The organism is Thauera sp. SDU_THAU2, assembly GCF_038260575.1.
Taxonomy (GTDB): Bacteria; Pseudomonadota; Gammaproteobacteria; order Burkholderiales; family Rhodocyclaceae; genus Thauera.
In genome coordinates, this window is record NZ_JBBWUN010000003.1 from 3,063,378 (window position 1) to 3,078,823 (window position 15,446).

Annotated in this window: 8 protein-coding genes, 1 other RNA gene and 1 pseudogene; 3 read left to right on the forward strand and 7 right to left on the reverse strand. The window is 68.4% G+C overall.

What is annotated here, in order from left to right:
* Nucleotides 1–3 precede the first annotated feature (3 nt).
* The 4 genes and pseudogenes from petA to dnaX form a co-directional block, all read right to left on the reverse strand.
* Complete coding sequence (gene petA, locus AAFL97_RS16010) at nt 4–597, reverse strand: ubiquinol-cytochrome c reductase iron-sulfur subunit (protein WP_341645762.1); 594 nt, start codon at nt 595–597, stop codon at nt 4–6.
* A gap of 196 nt (nt 598–793) precedes the next feature.
* Nucleotides 794–1,386: pseudogene (recR, locus tag AAFL97_RS16015) on the reverse strand (recombination mediator RecR).
* A gap of 13 nt (nt 1,387–1,399) precedes the next feature.
* Nucleotides 1,400–1,723 (reverse strand): YbaB/EbfC family nucleoid-associated protein, encoded by a 324-nt coding sequence (locus AAFL97_RS16020; RefSeq protein WP_263462105.1) that lies wholly within the window; start codon nt 1,721–1,723, stop codon nt 1,400–1,402.
* A gap of 63 nt (nt 1,724–1,786) precedes the next feature.
* Nucleotides 1,787–3,850 (reverse strand): DNA polymerase III subunit gamma/tau, encoded by a 2,064-nt coding sequence (gene dnaX, locus AAFL97_RS16025; RefSeq protein WP_341645763.1) that lies wholly within the window; start codon nt 3,848–3,850, stop codon nt 1,787–1,789.
* A gap of 330 nt (nt 3,851–4,180) precedes the next feature.
* Between dnaX and AAFL97_RS16030 the strand changes: the two genes are divergently transcribed.
* Nucleotides 4,181–5,098 carry a ZIP family metal transporter gene (locus tag AAFL97_RS16030; RefSeq protein WP_341645764.1) on the forward strand — a complete coding sequence of 306 codons (918 nt, stop codon included), beginning with the start codon at nt 4,181–4,183 and terminating at the stop codon, nt 5,096–5,098.
* A 108-nt stretch (nt 5,099–5,206) separates the two neighbouring features.
* On the opposite strand, the gene ffs is transcribed toward AAFL97_RS16030, so the two are convergent.
* Together ffs and AAFL97_RS16040 are read right to left on the reverse strand one after the other, a co-directional pair.
* Nucleotides 5,207–5,305, reverse strand: an RNA gene (ffs, locus tag AAFL97_RS16035) — signal recognition particle sRNA small type.
* Between the two features lie 45 nt (nt 5,306–5,350).
* Nucleotides 5,351–7,039, reverse strand: coding sequence for an AMP-binding protein (locus AAFL97_RS16040; protein ID WP_341645765.1), 1,689 nt, complete (start codon nt 7,037–7,039; stop codon nt 5,351–5,353).
* Between the two features lie 266 nt (nt 7,040–7,305).
* Between AAFL97_RS16040 and AAFL97_RS16045 the strand changes: the two genes are divergently transcribed.
* Together AAFL97_RS16045 and AAFL97_RS16050 are read left to right on the forward strand one after the other, a co-directional pair.
* Nucleotides 7,306–8,130, forward strand: coding sequence for an NADPH-dependent oxidoreductase (locus tag AAFL97_RS16045; RefSeq protein ID WP_341645766.1), 825 nt, complete (start codon nt 7,306–7,308; stop codon nt 8,128–8,130).
* Nucleotides 8,131–8,294: 164 nt separating this feature from the next.
* Entirely contained in the window at nt 8,295–11,051 is a 2,757-nt protein-coding gene (locus AAFL97_RS16050) for a bifunctional diguanylate cyclase/phosphodiesterase (RefSeq protein WP_341645767.1), read from the forward strand.
* Between the two features lie 70 nt (nt 11,052–11,121).
* Here AAFL97_RS16050 and AAFL97_RS16055 read toward each other — a convergent pair whose 3' ends face one another.
* Nucleotides 11,122–15,441 carry a bifunctional nitrate reductase/sulfite reductase flavoprotein subunit alpha gene (locus AAFL97_RS16055; RefSeq protein ID WP_341645768.1) on the reverse strand — a complete coding sequence of 1,440 codons (4,320 nt, stop codon included), beginning with the start codon at nt 15,439–15,441 and terminating at the stop codon, nt 11,122–11,124.
* Between the last annotated feature and the right edge of the window lie 5 nt (nt 15,442–15,446).

Here is a 15,446-nt window from a genome sequence, read left to right on the forward strand (position 1 = left end):
CGCTTATGCCTTCCCGTCTTCGCCAACAAGAATGGTGGTGTCCGCGAGATACTGATGCGGCGGAATTTCGAGATTGTCCGGCGCCGGCATGCTGCTATACACGCGGCCGGCCAGGTCGAAGATCGAGCCGTGGCAGGGGCACAGGAAACCGCCGGGCCAGTCCGCGCCCATGCCGCTCTCGGCGCCCATCTTGAATTTCTCGGACGGGGAACAGCCCAGGTGGGTACAGATGCCGACCGCGATCAGGTATTCCGGCTTGATCGAGCGGTGCTTGTTCTTGGCGTACTCCGGCTGCATCGGCTTGTCGGACGCGGGGTCGCTGACCTTCTCGTCGGTCTTGTCGAGCGAGGCCAGCATCTCCTCGGTACGGCGCAGGATCCACACCGGCTTGCCGCGCCACTCCACCGTCATCATCTCGCCCGGAGCGAGCTTACCCACATCCACTTCGACCGGCGCACCGGCTGCCTTGGCACGCTCGGACGGCGTCAGGCTGGCAACGAACGGCACCGCTGTTGCCACGGCGGCGGCACCGCCCGCGGCGGACGTCGCCAGCAGCAGGGTGCGGCGGCTGCTGTCCATCTTTTGATCAACGCTCATGACCCTCTTCCCTGAAAGGAAAACGAAAGACCCGGATACAAATAACTTCGGGATTATAGCGAAGTCGTCGCAGCAGAGAAAGCGCAAAGGCCGGATCGCCAGTCGGAACAAGGCTTTCCGCGTGGCATCGATGCGACGCCAGAGCATCGCCGACGGCATTTTTGCTGCATTGCAAAACCCGTTCGCTCCACATGCCTCAGACCGCGCGCCGCTCGATCAGCGCCTGGGCGATCGTACCGGTGTCGGTATGCTCGAGCTCGCCGCCGACCGGCACGCCGCGCGACAGGCGGCTGACTTGCAGCCCGCGCGCCGACAGCAGGCTAGCGACGGTGTGGGCGGTCGCCTCGCCTTCGTTGGTGAAGTTGGTGGCGAGGATGACTTCCCGGACCTTGCCGTCGCTCGCGCGCGCGATCAGCTTGTCGAGCCGCAACTCCTCGGCCCGATGCCGTCGAGCGGCGACAGCCGCCCCATCAGCACGTAGTACAGCCCGCTGTAGGACTGCGTCTGCTCGATCATCGCCAGATCGGCCGGCATCTCGACCACGCACAGCAGGGACGCGTCGCGGCGCGGGTTGGCGCAGCGCGCACAGACCGCCTCCTCGCTGAAGGTGTTGCAGCGCTCGCAGTGGCGCAGCACGTCGAGCGCATGGGCGAGCGCGCCGGCCAGCCGCGCGGCGCCGCGCTGATCGCGCTGCAGCAGGTGGTAGGCCATGCGCTGCGCCGACTTCGGCCCGACGCCGGGCAGGCAGCGCAGGGCTTCGATCAGCTCGTCGAGGCTGGAAGGCGACATCCGCCCGCTCCGCTCAGAACGGCAGCTTCATGCCCGGCGGCAGATTCAGGCCGGCGGTGAAGCCCGACATCTTTTCCTGGGTGGTGGCTTCGACCTTGCGCACCGCGTCGTTCAGCGCGGCAGCGACCAGATCCTCCAGCATCTCCTTGTCGTCCATCACCGAATCATCGATCGAGACACGGCGCACGTCGTACTTGCAGGTCATCTGCACCTTGACCATGCCGGCGCCGGACTGCCCCTCGACTTCGACCGAAGCGAGCTGCTCCTGCATCTTCTTCATGTTTTCCTGCATCTGCTGGGCCTGCTTCATCAGCCCGGCGATTCCGCCTTTCATCATGCTGGCTACTCCAATGGAATTGATCGTTCAAACGAGGGAAGGAAGGCGGCAAGCCACCGCCACTCACAAGGGTTTCACGCTGTTCTCGACCAGCGTCGCATCGAAGCGCTCGATCAGTTCGCGCACGAAGGGGTCGGCCTCGAGCGCCGCGACCGCATCGGCATGGCGCACACGGCGCTCGGCCTCGTCGCGCTGGGCCGGCGTCTCGCCGGCGATGTCGCCGACTTCGATGCGCACCCGCAGCGCCCGCCCGGCCGCATTGCCGAGCATGTCCTGCAGCCGCTCCGCCGCCGCGCGGTTCATGTCGAACAGGTGGCGATGCGCGTTCGACAGCCGCAGGCGCAACTCGCCATCGTCGAAATCGAGCCATTCGCAATGCTGCGCGAGCTCGCGCATCAGGCCGCTCAGGCCGAGCGCCCTGATCAGGCCGCGCCAGTCACCCATCGCCAGCAAGGCGGCCACGTCGCCACCGGCTGCCTGCGGCCGGCTCGCCGCCGGATCGGGTTCGGCCGCGCGCGGCGCTGCGTCCGCAGGCACTTGCCGCAGCTCCGCTTCGACGCGCGGCGGCACCGGGCGGTCGGGCGCCGAAGCGGCAGGTCCGTCCTGGGGCGCCGCGGCGAAAGCGGAATAATCCCCGGCATAGGCTTCCGGCGGCAGATCCTCCCAGGGCGGCACGTCGTGGTCCCCCTGCGGCGTCTCCGCTGCCGCGGGCTTGGGCGCGACGGCCTCGGCGTGCCGGGGCGCCGCTGCAGGCGGTCGGGAAGGCGCGCCTGCGGTCGGCGAGCTCGCCAGCGACGGCGATGCGGCAGCGCCGCTTGCGGCGGGGCGCGGCGACGCGGCGGCCTCGCCCTGTCTTCCGGCCCCGGGCGCCGCGCCTGCCGATGGCGACGGCGACGCCTGTGCAGCAGGCGGATTCGCGGCAGCGGCAGTGCCGCCAGCCGGCGCACCGGGCGATGCCGCCGGCGCCTGGACGGCAGCCGGCACCGGGCCGCGGGCCTGGCCGCTGCCCGCAGGCGCCACGCCGGGGCCGCCGAGTGCGGCCGGTTGCTCCGGGCGGAAGGCATGCAGGCGCAGCAGCGTCATCGCGAAGCCGGTGTATTCGTCCGGTGCCAAGGGCAGTTCGTCGCGGCCGTGGATGGCGATCTGGTAGGCCAGTTGCAGGAATTCGGCATCGAAAGCGCCGACGTAGGCGACGATGCGGGCACGTTCCACTTCGTCCGCGATGGCCTCCGGCGCATGTTGCGCAAGCGCGATGCGATGGAACAGGCTCGCCAGCGACTGCAGCGCCGCATCGAAGGACAGGCTGCGCGCCTCCATGCCGTCCGCCACCGCCATCAGGCCGGCCACGCTGCCGGCTGCCAGCGCATCGAGCACCGCATACAGGTGATCGTCGCCGACCGTGCCGAGCATGTGCGTGACCTGCTCCTCCTCGACCTTGCCGGCGCCGTGCGCGATCGACTGGTCCAGCAGCGACAGCGCATCGCGCATCGAGCCGTTGGCCGCCTTGGCGAGGTGGCGCAGCGCGCCCGGCTCGAACGGCACGGCCTCGGCCTGCAGGATGCGCGTGAGGTGATCGACGATGTGGCCGGGCGGCATCTGCTTGAGGTTGAACTGCAGGCAGCGCGACAGCACCGTGACCGGAATCTTCTGCGGATCGGTAGTGGCGAGGATGAACTTGACGTGCTCGGGCGGCTCTTCCAGCGTCTTCAGCATGGCGTTGAAGGCGTGGCCGGTCAGCATGTGCACTTCGTCGATCATGTAGACCTTGTAGCGGCCCTGCACCGGCGCATACACCGCCTTGTCCAGCAGCGCCGCCATGTCATCGACACCGCGGTTGGACGCGGCATCCATCTCGACGTAATCGGGGAAGCGGTCGGCATCGATCGCCTTACAGGCCTCGCATTCGCCGCAGGGCTCGGCGGTGATGCCGGTCTCGCAGTTCAGCGCCTTGGCCAGGATGCGGCTGATGGTGGTCTTGCCGACGCCGCGCGTGCCGGTGAACAGCCAGGCATGGTGCAGCCTGCCGGTGGCGAGCGCATGCGTCAGCGCCCGCACGACGTGCTCCTGACCGACCAGCGTGCCGAAGGACTTCGGCCGCCACTTGCGCGCAAGGACCTGATAGCTCATGGCGCCCGATTCTAGCAGAGCAGGACGCCCCGTCCGGTGCCGATCATGCGAGCGGCCGAAATGCCGATCGATAGCCAACAAGGATCGCCATCATTTTTCTTATCAATTTGAACTATCAAGCTCCCGATCCTATCCTTGTATCGAGTCCAAGGAATCCAGGAGGAACCGGCCATGAACCCCATGAACCCATTCCGCTCTGACATCGACGCCTTGTTCGAACTGTTCTGCCAGGTGTGCGCCGAATTTGCGCAGACGCTCTAGCGCCTCGCCGGCCGCACCTCGCCGGCCGCACCGTTTCCACCCAGCGCATCGATCAGAAGGAATCCGTCCATGGTTGCCGAAGTCGCCCGTCTGCACCTCCAGCCCGCCAGCCCCGCCGGCGTCGCGCGTGCGCTCGCCGGCTGGATGATCACGCTCACCGGCCTTGCCGTCCTGGCGGCCCAGGCGCTGCGCGGCATCGACGGTTTCGAGCTGCCGCTCGCCGCTGCGCTGTCCGGCGGTGCGATGGCGGCGGGCGCCACGGCGCTGGGCGCGCTGCCGGTGCTGACGCTGCGCAAGATCGGCGCCGGCATGCAAGCCATGCTGCTCGGCTTCGGCGCCGGCGTGATGCTGGCCGCCAGCCTGTTCTCGCTGCTGCTGCCGGCTTTCGAGGCGGCGCAGGCGCAAGGCCTGGGACCATCCGGCGCCGGCATGCTGGTGGCAACCGGACTGCTGACCGGCGCCCTGCTGTTGCTGGCAATGGACCGTCTGCTGCCCCACTCCCACACGCCCTCCCGGGCAGGACCCAGCGACGTGCGCAACGGTAGCTCGGCATGGCTGTTCGTGTTCGCGATCGCGGTACATAACATCCCCGAAGGCCTGGCCATCGGCGTGGCATCCGGACTCGGCGAACTGCAGGCCGGTAGCGGCAGCGCCGTCGCCACAGGCATCTCGCTGCAGAACGTGCCCGAAGGCCTGATCGTCGCCATCGCCCTCGCCGCAGCCGGCTACAGCCGCATGTTCGCCTTCGTCGTCGCCACCGCATCCGGCCTGATCGAGCCGATTGCCGCGATCACCGGTTCGATGGCGGTTTCCGCTTCCGCGGAGATCCTGCCATGGGGGCTGGCAGCGGCGGCAGGGGCGATGCTGTTCGTCGTCAGCCACGAAATCATTCCGGAATCGCATCGCCGGGGCCGCGAAACCCTGGCAACCGGCGGGCTGATCCTCGGTTTCGTCACGATGATGCTGCTGGACGGCCTGCTCGGCTGAAAACCGGGCCCTCACGGCGGCGCCGGGCGCGATTCCCAGGCTGCCCGTCCGGAACGTGAAAAAGCCGAGGCGCTCCACGACGGAGCATCCTCGGCTTTGCGGATTCGGGGTGGCGAGCCCGACCCCCGGCACTCGCAGGGAACGGCTGTGGCTGCTGCCTTCCGGCCCTGACCAGATTCACCGCGCTGCAATGCGGGGAGACCCGCCACGGCCGGCATTGTAGCAGCATGCCGGCCATGTGGGGCCCGATGCTCAGCCTTTGAGCTCGGGGAAATCCTCCTCGAAGAACTCGAGTTCGCCGCGGGCCTCCTGATCGCGGGCCTCTTCGGCCTTGCGCAATTCGACACGGCGGATCTTGCCCGAGATCGTCTTGGGCAGGTCGGCGAAGGACAGGCGGCGGATGCGCTTGTACGGTGCCAGCCGCTCGCGGGTGAAGGCGAAGATGTCCCTGGCCAGTTCCCTGCTCGGCTGCTGCCCGCCGACCAGGATCACGAAGGCCTTGGGCACGGCCAGGCGCAGCGGATCGGGGCTCGGCACCACCGCGGCCTCGGCCACCGCCGGATGCTCGATCAGCACGCTTTCCAGCTCGAACGGGCTGATCCGGTAGTCGGAAGCCTTGAACACGTCGTCGGCACGGCCGACGTAGGTGATGTAGCCATCGGCATCGATGCTGGCGACATCGCCGGTGCGGTAGTGGCCATCGCGCATCACTTCGGCGGTCTTGGCCTCGTCGCCCGCATAACCCACCATCAGCCCGGTCGGTCGGTGCTCGCCCGTCACCAGCGAAATCTCGCCTTCGTCGACCGGATTGCCGTCGGCGTCGAGCAGCGCAATCCTGTAGCCGGGCAGCGGCCGGCCCATCGAGCCGGGCTTGAGCGGCTGACCGGGCGTGTTGCCGATCTGCGCCGTCGTCTCGGTCTGGCCGTAGCCGTCGCGGATGGTGATGCCCCAGGCTTTCTTCACCTGCTCGATGACCTCGGGGTTCAGCGGCTCGCCGGCACCGATCAGCTCGCGCAGGCGGGTCTTCACCGCGGCGAGATCCTGCTGGATCAGCATGCGCCATACGGTCGGCGGGGCGCACATCGTGGAGACTTCGTACTTCACCAGCACGTCGAGCAGCGCCCGGGCGTCGAAGCGGCCGTAGTTGTACAGGAACACGCAGGCGCCGGCATTCCAGGGGGCGAAGAAGCAGCTCCAGGCATGCTTGGCCCAGCCCGGCGAGGAGATGTTCATGTGGCGGTCGTTGGGCTTGAGGCCGATCCAGTACATCGTCGATAGGTGGCCGACCGGGTAGGACTGGTGGGTGTGCAGCACGAGCTTGGGCTTGGACGTGGTGCCCGAGGTGAAGTACAGCAGCAGCGGATCGTCCGCGCGGGTGACGCCCTCCGGGGTGAAGACCTCGGACTCGGCGGCGGCATCCTCGAAGGCCTTCCAGCCGGCCGGCGCGCCGCCCACGGCGATGCGGGTGAACGCACCCGCCAGCTTCTCGAACTTGTCGGTATGAGCCGAGCCGATGACCACGTGCCTGACCTGGCCGCGCTCCAGCCGGTCGACCAGGTCGTCCGGTGTCAGCAGCGTGGTGGCGGGAATCACCACCGCGCCGAGCTTGATCGCCGCCAGCATGGTTTCCCACAGCGGCACTTCGTTGCCGAGCATGATCAGGATGCGGTCGCCGCGCTCGACGCCCTGCCCGCGCAGCCAGTTGGCGACGCGGTTCGAACGCGCCGACATCTCGGCAAAGCTCAGCTTCGACTCGCGGCCATCCTCCTCGACGATCCACAGCGCCGGATCGTTGTTGCCGCGGGCGAGCACATCGAAGTGATCCAGTGCCCAGTTGAACGCCGTCAGCTTCGGCCACTTGAAGCCGGCGTAGGCGGTGGCGTAGTCGCTGCGGTGTCGCAGCAGGAAATCGCGCGCGGCGATGAATTCAGCAGCACTCATGGTGCCTCTCCTCCTCGTTGTCGTCGAAAGCTGCCGGCAATCATGCGATCGCATGTCTGCTCTTATCATTTATTACGTTGACGTTAACGTAATACAAACCTGAAATCAAACCACAGCGCAGGGTGGGGCCACGGCGGACGCCATCCTTCCCCCGCACTTTCGAAGAGGCTTGCCGAATGGCTTGTCGAAGAGACCTGCCCGACGGCTCGCCGAAGCGCCGCCGCGGCGCCATACTTGCGGCCTTGCGACAACGACCGGAGTAACCGATGTCCCTCGTCCAGCAGCGCCTTCGCGCCCGCTACGGCAACGACGCGAGCGCCACCCCCGAGATGGCTTGCACCCCTCTGATCGAACAGCTTCTCGACCACCGCTCGGTGCGCGGCTACCTGCCCGACCCCGTCGGCGACGACATGCTGACCGCCATCATCGCCGCCGCGCAGTCGGCCGCCAGCTCGTCCAATCTGCAGGCCTGGAGCGTCATCGCCGTGCGCGATCCGGCCACGCGCGCCGCCCTGGCCGAATGCGCCGGCGACCAGGCCCACGTCCGCGACGCGCCGCTGCAACTGGTGTGGCTCGCCGACCTCGCCCGCCTGGCCCATGTCGCCGAAGCCGCCGGACGCCCGGCCGAAGCCCTCGACTACACCGAGATGTTCCTCGTCGGTGTCATCGATGCCGCGCTCGCGGCACAGAACGCCGCCGCCGCTGCCGAGTCGCTGGGGCTCGGCACGGTCTATATCGGCGGCATGCGCAACCAGCCCGAGAAGGTCGCGGAGCTGCTGGCCCTGCCCCAGCGCGTGGTCGCGGTGTTCGGCATGTGCGTCGGCCACCCCGATCCGGCACATCACGCGGCGGTCAAGCCGCGCCCGCCGCAATCGGTCGTGCTGCACCATGAAAAGTACTCGCTGGCGGCACAGGACAGCGGCATCGAAGCCTACAACGCCGCGATGGCCCGCTTCTACGACGAACAGCGCATGAACGTGCGCGGCACCTGGGCCGTGCATTCGACCAAGCGCATCGCCGGGCCGCAGACCCTGTCCGGCCGCGACCGCCTGGTCGAGGCGCTGCGCACACGCGGCTTCCGGCTCAAGTAGGGGGACGAGGCGGGGAATAACACGCCGAGCGCCCACAGACCGTGACGTACTCGGCAGCCCCGGGCAGTCCCGACAGGACAGGGCTACCCATTTTGGGGCATATTGCGCAGCTCTACGACGGACAATGCCCCCGCCTGCCGACCAACGTTTCCCCAAGAGGCAAGATGATCCGCAATTCACTGCGTCTGCGGCTGTGGCTGACGATCGGCCTCGCCCTGGCACCAGTGCTGATGTTCGTGCTGGCCGACTACCACCAGCAGCGCACGCGAACCATCGAACGTGCGCACGAGGAAATCTTCCAGTATCTGTCCGCCGCCCGCAGGGAGGCCGACAAGGCCCACCAGAACGTGGGCCTCGCGCTTCAGCTGATGGCCCGCTCGAACGACTTGAGCTCGCTCGACGGCGCCGCCTGCGAAGATGTCGCCCAGCGCGTGCTTGCATCGATGGAAGACGTCATGAACATCGGTGCGGCCCACTCGGACGGTCAGATCTTCTGCAGCGCACTGCCCGGACGCAAGAACGTGAACATCGCCGACCGCGCCTGGTTCCAGGCCACGCTCAACGGCGAGGGCATCTCCCACGGCGAATCCTACATCGGCCGCATCTCGAACAAACCCGTACTCATGTTCGGCTACCCGCTGCGCGGCCCCGAAGGCAAGACGACCGGCCTCGTATTCGCGACGCTGTCACTGAACTGGCTCAACAGCCTGATCGAGGACTTCAAGCTGCCGCCGGGCTGGGAAGCCAGCATGGTCGACCAGCGCGGCCATATCCTGGCGCACTATCCCAACCCCGAGCAATGGCAGGACCATGTCCTCACGGCGGACGAACTGGCGCATCTGCGTCACACGCAGACGACGGCAGGCGGCATCGCCGAACTGACCGGCCCCGACGGCAAGCGCCGGCTGTACGGCGTCACCTCTCCCGGCTTCACCTCGGCGAACGATCTCATCGCGATCGGCGCCCCGCTCGAGCGCTCGCTCAGCGCAGTCGACCGGCGCTTCCAGATCCATCTGGCGATCTTCGCCGCCGTCGCCCTGCTGTCGGCACTGGTGGCCCGTCTGTACATCTATCAGTTGATCGAAGTATGGACTTCGCGCATCCGCATCGCGGTGGCACGGATTGCCGCCGGCGAACTGGACACCCGCATCGGCCATGGCGCGAAAGTCGAGGAACTGGACGACGTCAGCGCCGGCATCGACCACATGGCCGCGGAAATCCAGCGGCGCGACGCCGAACTGCGCCGGCTGTCGATGGCCATCGAGCAAAGCCCGGAATGCGTCGTCATCACCGACACCAACGCCCGCATCGAATACGTCAACGACGCCTTCCTGCGCATCACCGGCTACGGCCGCGAAGAAGTCATCGGCCGCAATCCGCGCATCCTCAATACCGGCAGAACACCGCGGGAAACCTACACGGAGCTGTGGGACACGCTGACCCGCGGCGAAGTCTGGCGCGGCGAATTCCACAACTCCCGCAAGGACGGTTCAGGCTATCTCGAACTGGCCACGATCGCGCCGATCAAGCAGGCCGACGGCACGATCACGCACTACGTCGCGGTCAAGGAAGACATCACCCAGCGCAAGCAGTCCGAAGCCCTGCTGCATCGCCTCGCCTACTACGATGCGCTGACCGGACTGCCCAACCGCGCGCTGCTGCGCGACCGCCTCGAGCAGGCGATCCGCGTCAGCAGCCGCAACGAAGTCTGGGGCATGCTGCTGTTGCTGGACATCGACCGCTTCCGCAAGCTCAACGACTCCCTCGGCCACAGCAGCGGCGACCAGTTGCTGAAGGCGCTCAGCGAGCGGCTGCAGGCAGCCGTGCGCGAGGACGACACCGTCGCCCGCCACGGCGACGACGATTTCGCCATCATCATCGAGAACATCGGCGCCAGCGAGGCCGACGCCATTGCCCGTGCCGAACTGATCGCCAAGAAACTGCACAAGGAACTGGATGCCCCCTACCAGCTGGGCGGCACGCAGAAAGGCCCCTACTATGCGACGCTGAGCGTCGGCATCAGCCTCTTCCGCGGCCACGCCTCCTCACCCGAAACACTGCTGAAGCAGGCCGAAGTCGCGCTCTACTCGGCGAAGGAAGACGGCCGCAACGCCATCCGCTTCTTCAACCCGGCGATGCAGGCCGTGGTCGATGCGCACACGCGCATGGAGATCGGCCTGCGCGCGGCGCTCGACAACGGCGGCTTCCACCTGCTCTACCAGCCCCAGGTCGATCGCCAGGGCCGGCCCGCCGGCGCCGAAGCCCTGATCCGCTGGTCCGGCCCGGACGGAACGATCATCTCGCCGGCCGAGTTCATTCCGCTCGCCGAGGACACCGGCTTGATCGTGCAGATCGGACAGTGGGTGCTCGACACCGCCTGCGCGCAACTCGCGCATTGGCAGCAGTCGGCGGCGACCCGCCACCTGTCGATTTCGGTCAACGTCTGCGCGCGGCAGTTCCGCCAGGCGGATTTCGTCAACCTCGTGCGCAGCGCGGTCGAGAGAGCGGGCGCCGACCCGTCCCGGCTGAAGCTCGAGCTGACCGAGAGCGCGATTCTCGACGATCTCGACCAGAGCATCACCCGCATGAACCAGCTGCGCGAATTCGGCATCCAGTTCGCACTGGACGATTTCGGCACCGGCTACTCCTCGCTGTCCTATCTCAAGCGCCTGCCCTTCGCCCAGTTGAAGATCGACAAGTCCTTCATCCACGACATGGCCAGGGACGAAGGCAGCGAGGCCATCGTGCTCGCCATCCTGTCGATGAGCCACGCCCTGAACCTGGAAGTGGTCGCCGAAGGCGTCGAAACACCGATCCAGCGCGAATTCCTGCGCCTGCACGGCTGTGATTTCTTTCAGGGCTACCTGTTCGGCAAGCCCTTGCCGATCGAGGAATGGCAGGACTTCCTGGCGATGGTCTAGCGCGCTGCCACGAAGACGTTTCTGCTGCGGCCGGAAGCGCACGCGAACGACAGGTCCGCGCCGCTCGTGCTCAATACACGTCACGCAGATAACGCCTTTCCCGGCCCAGGCTTCCCACCCATTCGGCAGCGCGCTCGGCGCTCATGCCGCCGTGGCTGGCCACCACCTGCTTCAGCGCGGCATCGACGTCGCGCGCCATGCGTGCGGCGTCGCCGCAGACGTAGAAATGAGCCCCCTCCTGCAGCCATGCCCACAGCTGCGCACCGTGCTCGATCATGCGCTGCTGGACGTAGATCTTTTCCGCCTGGTCGCGCGAGAAGGCGGTGTCGAGCCGGTGCAGGCTGCCGTCGCGCAGCATGGCTTCGAGCTCGTCGCGGTAGTAGAAGTCGGTCGCCGCATGCTGCTCGCCGAACAGTAGCCAGTTGCGCCCGCCGGCACCGATGGCACGGCGCTCCTGCAGGAAGGCGCGGAAGGGCGCGATGCCGGTGCCGGGGCCGACCATGATCATCGGCGCGGCGGGATCCTGCGGCGGGCGGAAATGGGCCGAGCGCTGCACGAAGACCGGCACCTCGGTGTGCTGCGCACGGTCGGCGAGGAAGGTCGAGCACACACCGCCGCGCGGCCGGCCCGCGCAGGCGTAGCGCACGGTCGAGACCGTCAGATGCACCTCGCCGGGGCAGGCCTTGGGGCTGGATGAAATCGAATACAGCCGCGGCTGCAGCCGCTTCAGCAGCGACAGCCATTGACCGGCCTCCACCTCGATCGGGAACTGCAGCAGCAGATCGGTGATCTGCCGGCCCCGCAGCCACTCCTTCAGCGCCTCGTCGCCGAGCAGGCGGGCGAGTTCCGCACTGGCCGAGCGCTCGCAGACGAAGCGCAGCAGATCCGGCGTGATGCGCGTGATGTCGAAGTGGCGCACCAGCGCGTCGGCCAGCGCCATCTCGCCGCGGCCGTCGACGCTCACCGGCGCCGAGGCCGGCAGCTTCAGCACCGCCAGCAACTCCGCGACGCGCTCCGGACAATTGCTCGGCCACACGCCCAGCGCATCGCCGGCCTCGTAATCCAGGCCGGGCCGCGCTAGGCCGGGCCGCGCCAGGTCGGAGCCGGACACATCGAACACGAACTGCCGCACCTCCTTGCCCGCGCCGGCGCCGCTGAGCAGGCGGTTGAGCTTCAGGCGGACGGGCTGCGGTGAGTCCCGGCCGGGCCGCGTCAGGCCGGGTGCTGCATGGCCTGACGCGGTGCGACCGGGCTGCGGAGCCGGCGCGGCTGCCGGCTGGAGCGCAGCCGGCAACCCCGCCGGCTCGCCGGCATCCGCCACTCCGGCGAATACAGCGGCGGGTTCGGCTGCGTGCAAGGCAGCCGGCTCAGCCACCTCGGCCCAGGCCTCGACGACGCCTTCCAGCCAGGCCGTCGCCTTGCCTTCGTCGTCCGGCTCGCAGTCGACGCGCGGCAGCAGCCGGTGCGCGCCGAGCGCCTCCAGGCGGGCATCGAGCTTGCGGCCGAAGCCGCAGAACTGGTCGTAGCTGGAGTCGCCGAACGCCAGCACGGCAAACTCGGTGCCGGCCAGCCGGGGCGCCCTATCGGCACACAGCACCTCCCACAGCGCGCCGCCGTTGTCGGGCGGATCGCCGTCGCCGAAGGTGCTGGCCAGCAGCAGCACACGCGGTGCTGCAGCCAGCCGCTCCGGACCGACGGCATCCATGCCGAGCACGGTGACGGCATGGCCTGCCTGTTCCAGGCGCTCGGCGCATCGCACCGCCCAGGCCTCGGCATTGCCGGTCTGCGATGCCCACAGGACCAGTACCGGTTGGCGTGCAGCAACATCGCCGGCACCGCCGCCCGCAGCCGCCGGCGCCGGCAAAGCCTCGCCGATCCGGCTGCGGGCGAAGAGCCCGGCCAGCATGCCGTCGAGAAACAGGCGCTTCGATGCTTCCAGTGGAGCACTGGGCGGCAGTACCGGAACACCGCCGGCGCTGCGCGCGGCCTCGGTGCGCAGTGCCGCGAGATAGCCTTGCAGGTAGAGGCGCTCATGAGCGTCCAGGGTGGGCGGCGGAGCGCCGTCGAGGCCGAGCAGCCCGGCCAGGGCGTCGATGTGCTGCATGTCCAGTTCCTCGATGGCTTGCCCGGGCGCAGCCGCGCCTGCAAGCATGGTTGCAGTTGCCGCCGCCTGCGGCACGGCCCGGGTCTCGCGCCAGCCGCCGGCAGCGGCAGTACCTGCCGCCGCTTCCCTCGTCACGCGCAGCAGCGAAACGGCACAGAACTTGAGTTCGGGCTGCAGCGAGATCTCATCCACCGCGTCGCTGGTCAGCGCGTTGATCGCCAGCCTGTCGCCGAACACGTCGTTCCAGTGGAAAGGAGCGAAGCAGTTGCCCGCACGCACCCGCTCGCTGATGCTGGCCGGCAGCACGGCACAGCCGCGGCGCGAACGCACTTCCACCCGGTCTCCGGCCGCGATGCCGAGCCGCTTCGCGTCTTCGGGATGAAGCTCGAGGAAGGGGCCGGGATTGAGCTTGTTGAGCGTGGCGATCCTGCCGGTCTTGGTCAGCGTGTGCCACTGGTGCTGCAGGCGGCCGGTGTTGAGGACGAAGGGGAAATCCTCGTCCGGCAGTTCGGCAGGCGGCAGCCACGGCCGGGCGAAGAAGACGGCCCTGCCGCTGTCGGTGGCGAAGGCCAGCCGCGGCCGCTGCCCGTCCGGCGCCAGCCTCAGCGCCTGGCTCACGCCGTCGTTGATGTAGCGCAGCGGATGGCGGTCCTGTCCGTCGTCCGGCGAGCAAGGCCATTGCAGCGGGCCCTGGCGCAGGCGTTCGTGGCTGGCGCCGCGGATGTCGTAACCCGTCTTCGGGTTCCAGAAGCCTTTGATCTCCTCGAACACTTCGGCCGCCGAGGCGTAGCCGAAGCCGTCGCCGTAGCCCATCGCACAGGCCACGCGGGCGATGATCTGCCAGTCCGGCAGCGCCTCGCCGGGCGGCGCCACGGCCTGCTGCGCCAGCGTCATGCTGCGTTCGGAGTTGATCATCACGCCGTCGGCTTCGGCCCACAGCGCACCCGGCAGCAGGATGTCGGCGTAGCGGTTGGTCTCGGTGTCGAGGAAGGCGTCCTGGGTGATCACCAATTCGGCCGCCTGCAGGCCGGCGATCACCTTGCCGCGGTCGGGCACGGTGGCCACCGGGTTGGTGCAGATGATCCAGCAGGCCTTGATCCGGCCGGCAGCCATGTCCTCGAACATCGCCACCGTGCCGCCGCCCGCTTCCGCGCGCAGCCTGCCGGCGGGCAGCTTCCAGGCCTGCTCGACGAAGGCACGGTCGGGCGCCGACAGGACCGAGCGCTGGCCCGGCAGGCCCGGCCCCATGTAGCCCATCTCGCGCCCGCCCATCGCATTGGGCTGGCCGGTCAGCGAGAACGGTCCGCTGCCCGGGCGGCAGATCGCGCCGGTGGCCAGGTGCAGGTTGCAGAGGGCATTGGTATGCCAGGTGCCGCGCGTGCTCTGGTTCAGGCCCATGGTCCAGCAGCTCATCCACTCCGGCGCCTGGCCGATCCAGTCGGCGGCCTTGCGGATGTCGTCCTCGGCAAGCCCGGTGATGCGGGCGACGGTCGCCGGCGGATAGTCGGCGAGGAAACCGGGCATCGCCTCCCAGCCCTCGGTGAATTCGGCGATGAAGGCTTGGTCGATGCGGCCGTTGGCGACCAGCAGGTGCAGCAGGCCGTTGAGCAGGGCCAGGTCGGTGCCCGGCGTGATCTGCAGGAACAGGTCGGCCTTCTCCGCCGTCGCGCTGCGCCGCGGATCGACGACGATCAGCCGCGCGCCGGCCTTGACCCTGTCCATCATGCGCAGGAACAGGATCGGGTGGCAGTCGGCCATGTTGGCGCCGATGACGAAGAACAGCTCGGCGCGGTCGAAGTCCTGGTAGGAGCCGGGCGGGCCGTCCGAGCCCAGCGAGAGCTTGTAGCCGCTGCCGGCGCCGGCCATGCACAGGCGCGAATTCGACTCGATGTTGCGGGTGCCGATCCAGCCCTTGGCGAGCTTGTTGGCGAGGTACTGCGCTTCCAGCGACATCTGGCCGGAGACGTAGAGCGCGATGGCGTCCGGCCCGTCGCGCTCCACGATGCGGCGCAGGCGGCCGGCGGTTTCGGCGATGGCCTGGTCGATCGCGGCCGGCACCGGGTCCTGCTCGCGCCGGCTGCGCAGGTAGGCGTGGCTCAGCCGCCCCGGATCGTCGATCGGCTGGGCGCAGGTGCTGCCCTTGGTGCACAGGCGGCCGAAATTGCTCGGGTGCGACTTGTCGCCGCTGACCTTCACCACCTTGCCGTCCGCCACCTCCATGCGCAGGCCGCAGCCCACGCCGCAGTAGGGGCAGACGGATTTCACCACGCTGGCCGCCGGCATCATGGTCT

What these genes read in the sequence shown, in the direction of transcription:
- AAFL97_RS16055 (WP_341645768.1), bottom strand. Translation starts at nt 15,441, where the DNA reads ATGATGCCGGCGGCCAGCGTGGTGAAATCCGTCTGCCCCTACTGCGGC.
- petA (WP_341645762.1), bottom strand. Translation starts at nt 597, where the DNA reads ATGAGCGTTGATCAAAAGATGGACAGCAGCCGCCGCACCCTGCTGCTG.
- dnaX (WP_341645763.1), bottom strand. Translation starts at nt 3,850, where the DNA reads ATGAGCTATCAGGTCCTTGCGCGCAAGTGGCGGCCGAAGTCCTTCGGC.
- AAFL97_RS16020 (WP_263462105.1), bottom strand. Translation starts at nt 1,723, where the DNA reads ATGATGAAAGGCGGAATCGCCGGGCTGATGAAGCAGGCCCAGCAGATG.
- AAFL97_RS16045 (WP_341645766.1), top strand. Translation starts at nt 7,306, where the DNA reads ATGTCCCTCGTCCAGCAGCGCCTTCGCGCCCGCTACGGCAACGACGCG.
- AAFL97_RS16040 (WP_341645765.1), bottom strand. Translation starts at nt 7,039, where the DNA reads ATGAGTGCTGCTGAATTCATCGCCGCGCGCGATTTCCTGCTGCGACAC.
- AAFL97_RS16030 (WP_341645764.1), top strand. Translation starts at nt 4,181, where the DNA reads ATGGTTGCCGAAGTCGCCCGTCTGCACCTCCAGCCCGCCAGCCCCGCC.
- AAFL97_RS16050 (WP_341645767.1), top strand. Translation starts at nt 8,295, where the DNA reads ATGATCCGCAATTCACTGCGTCTGCGGCTGTGGCTGACGATCGGCCTC.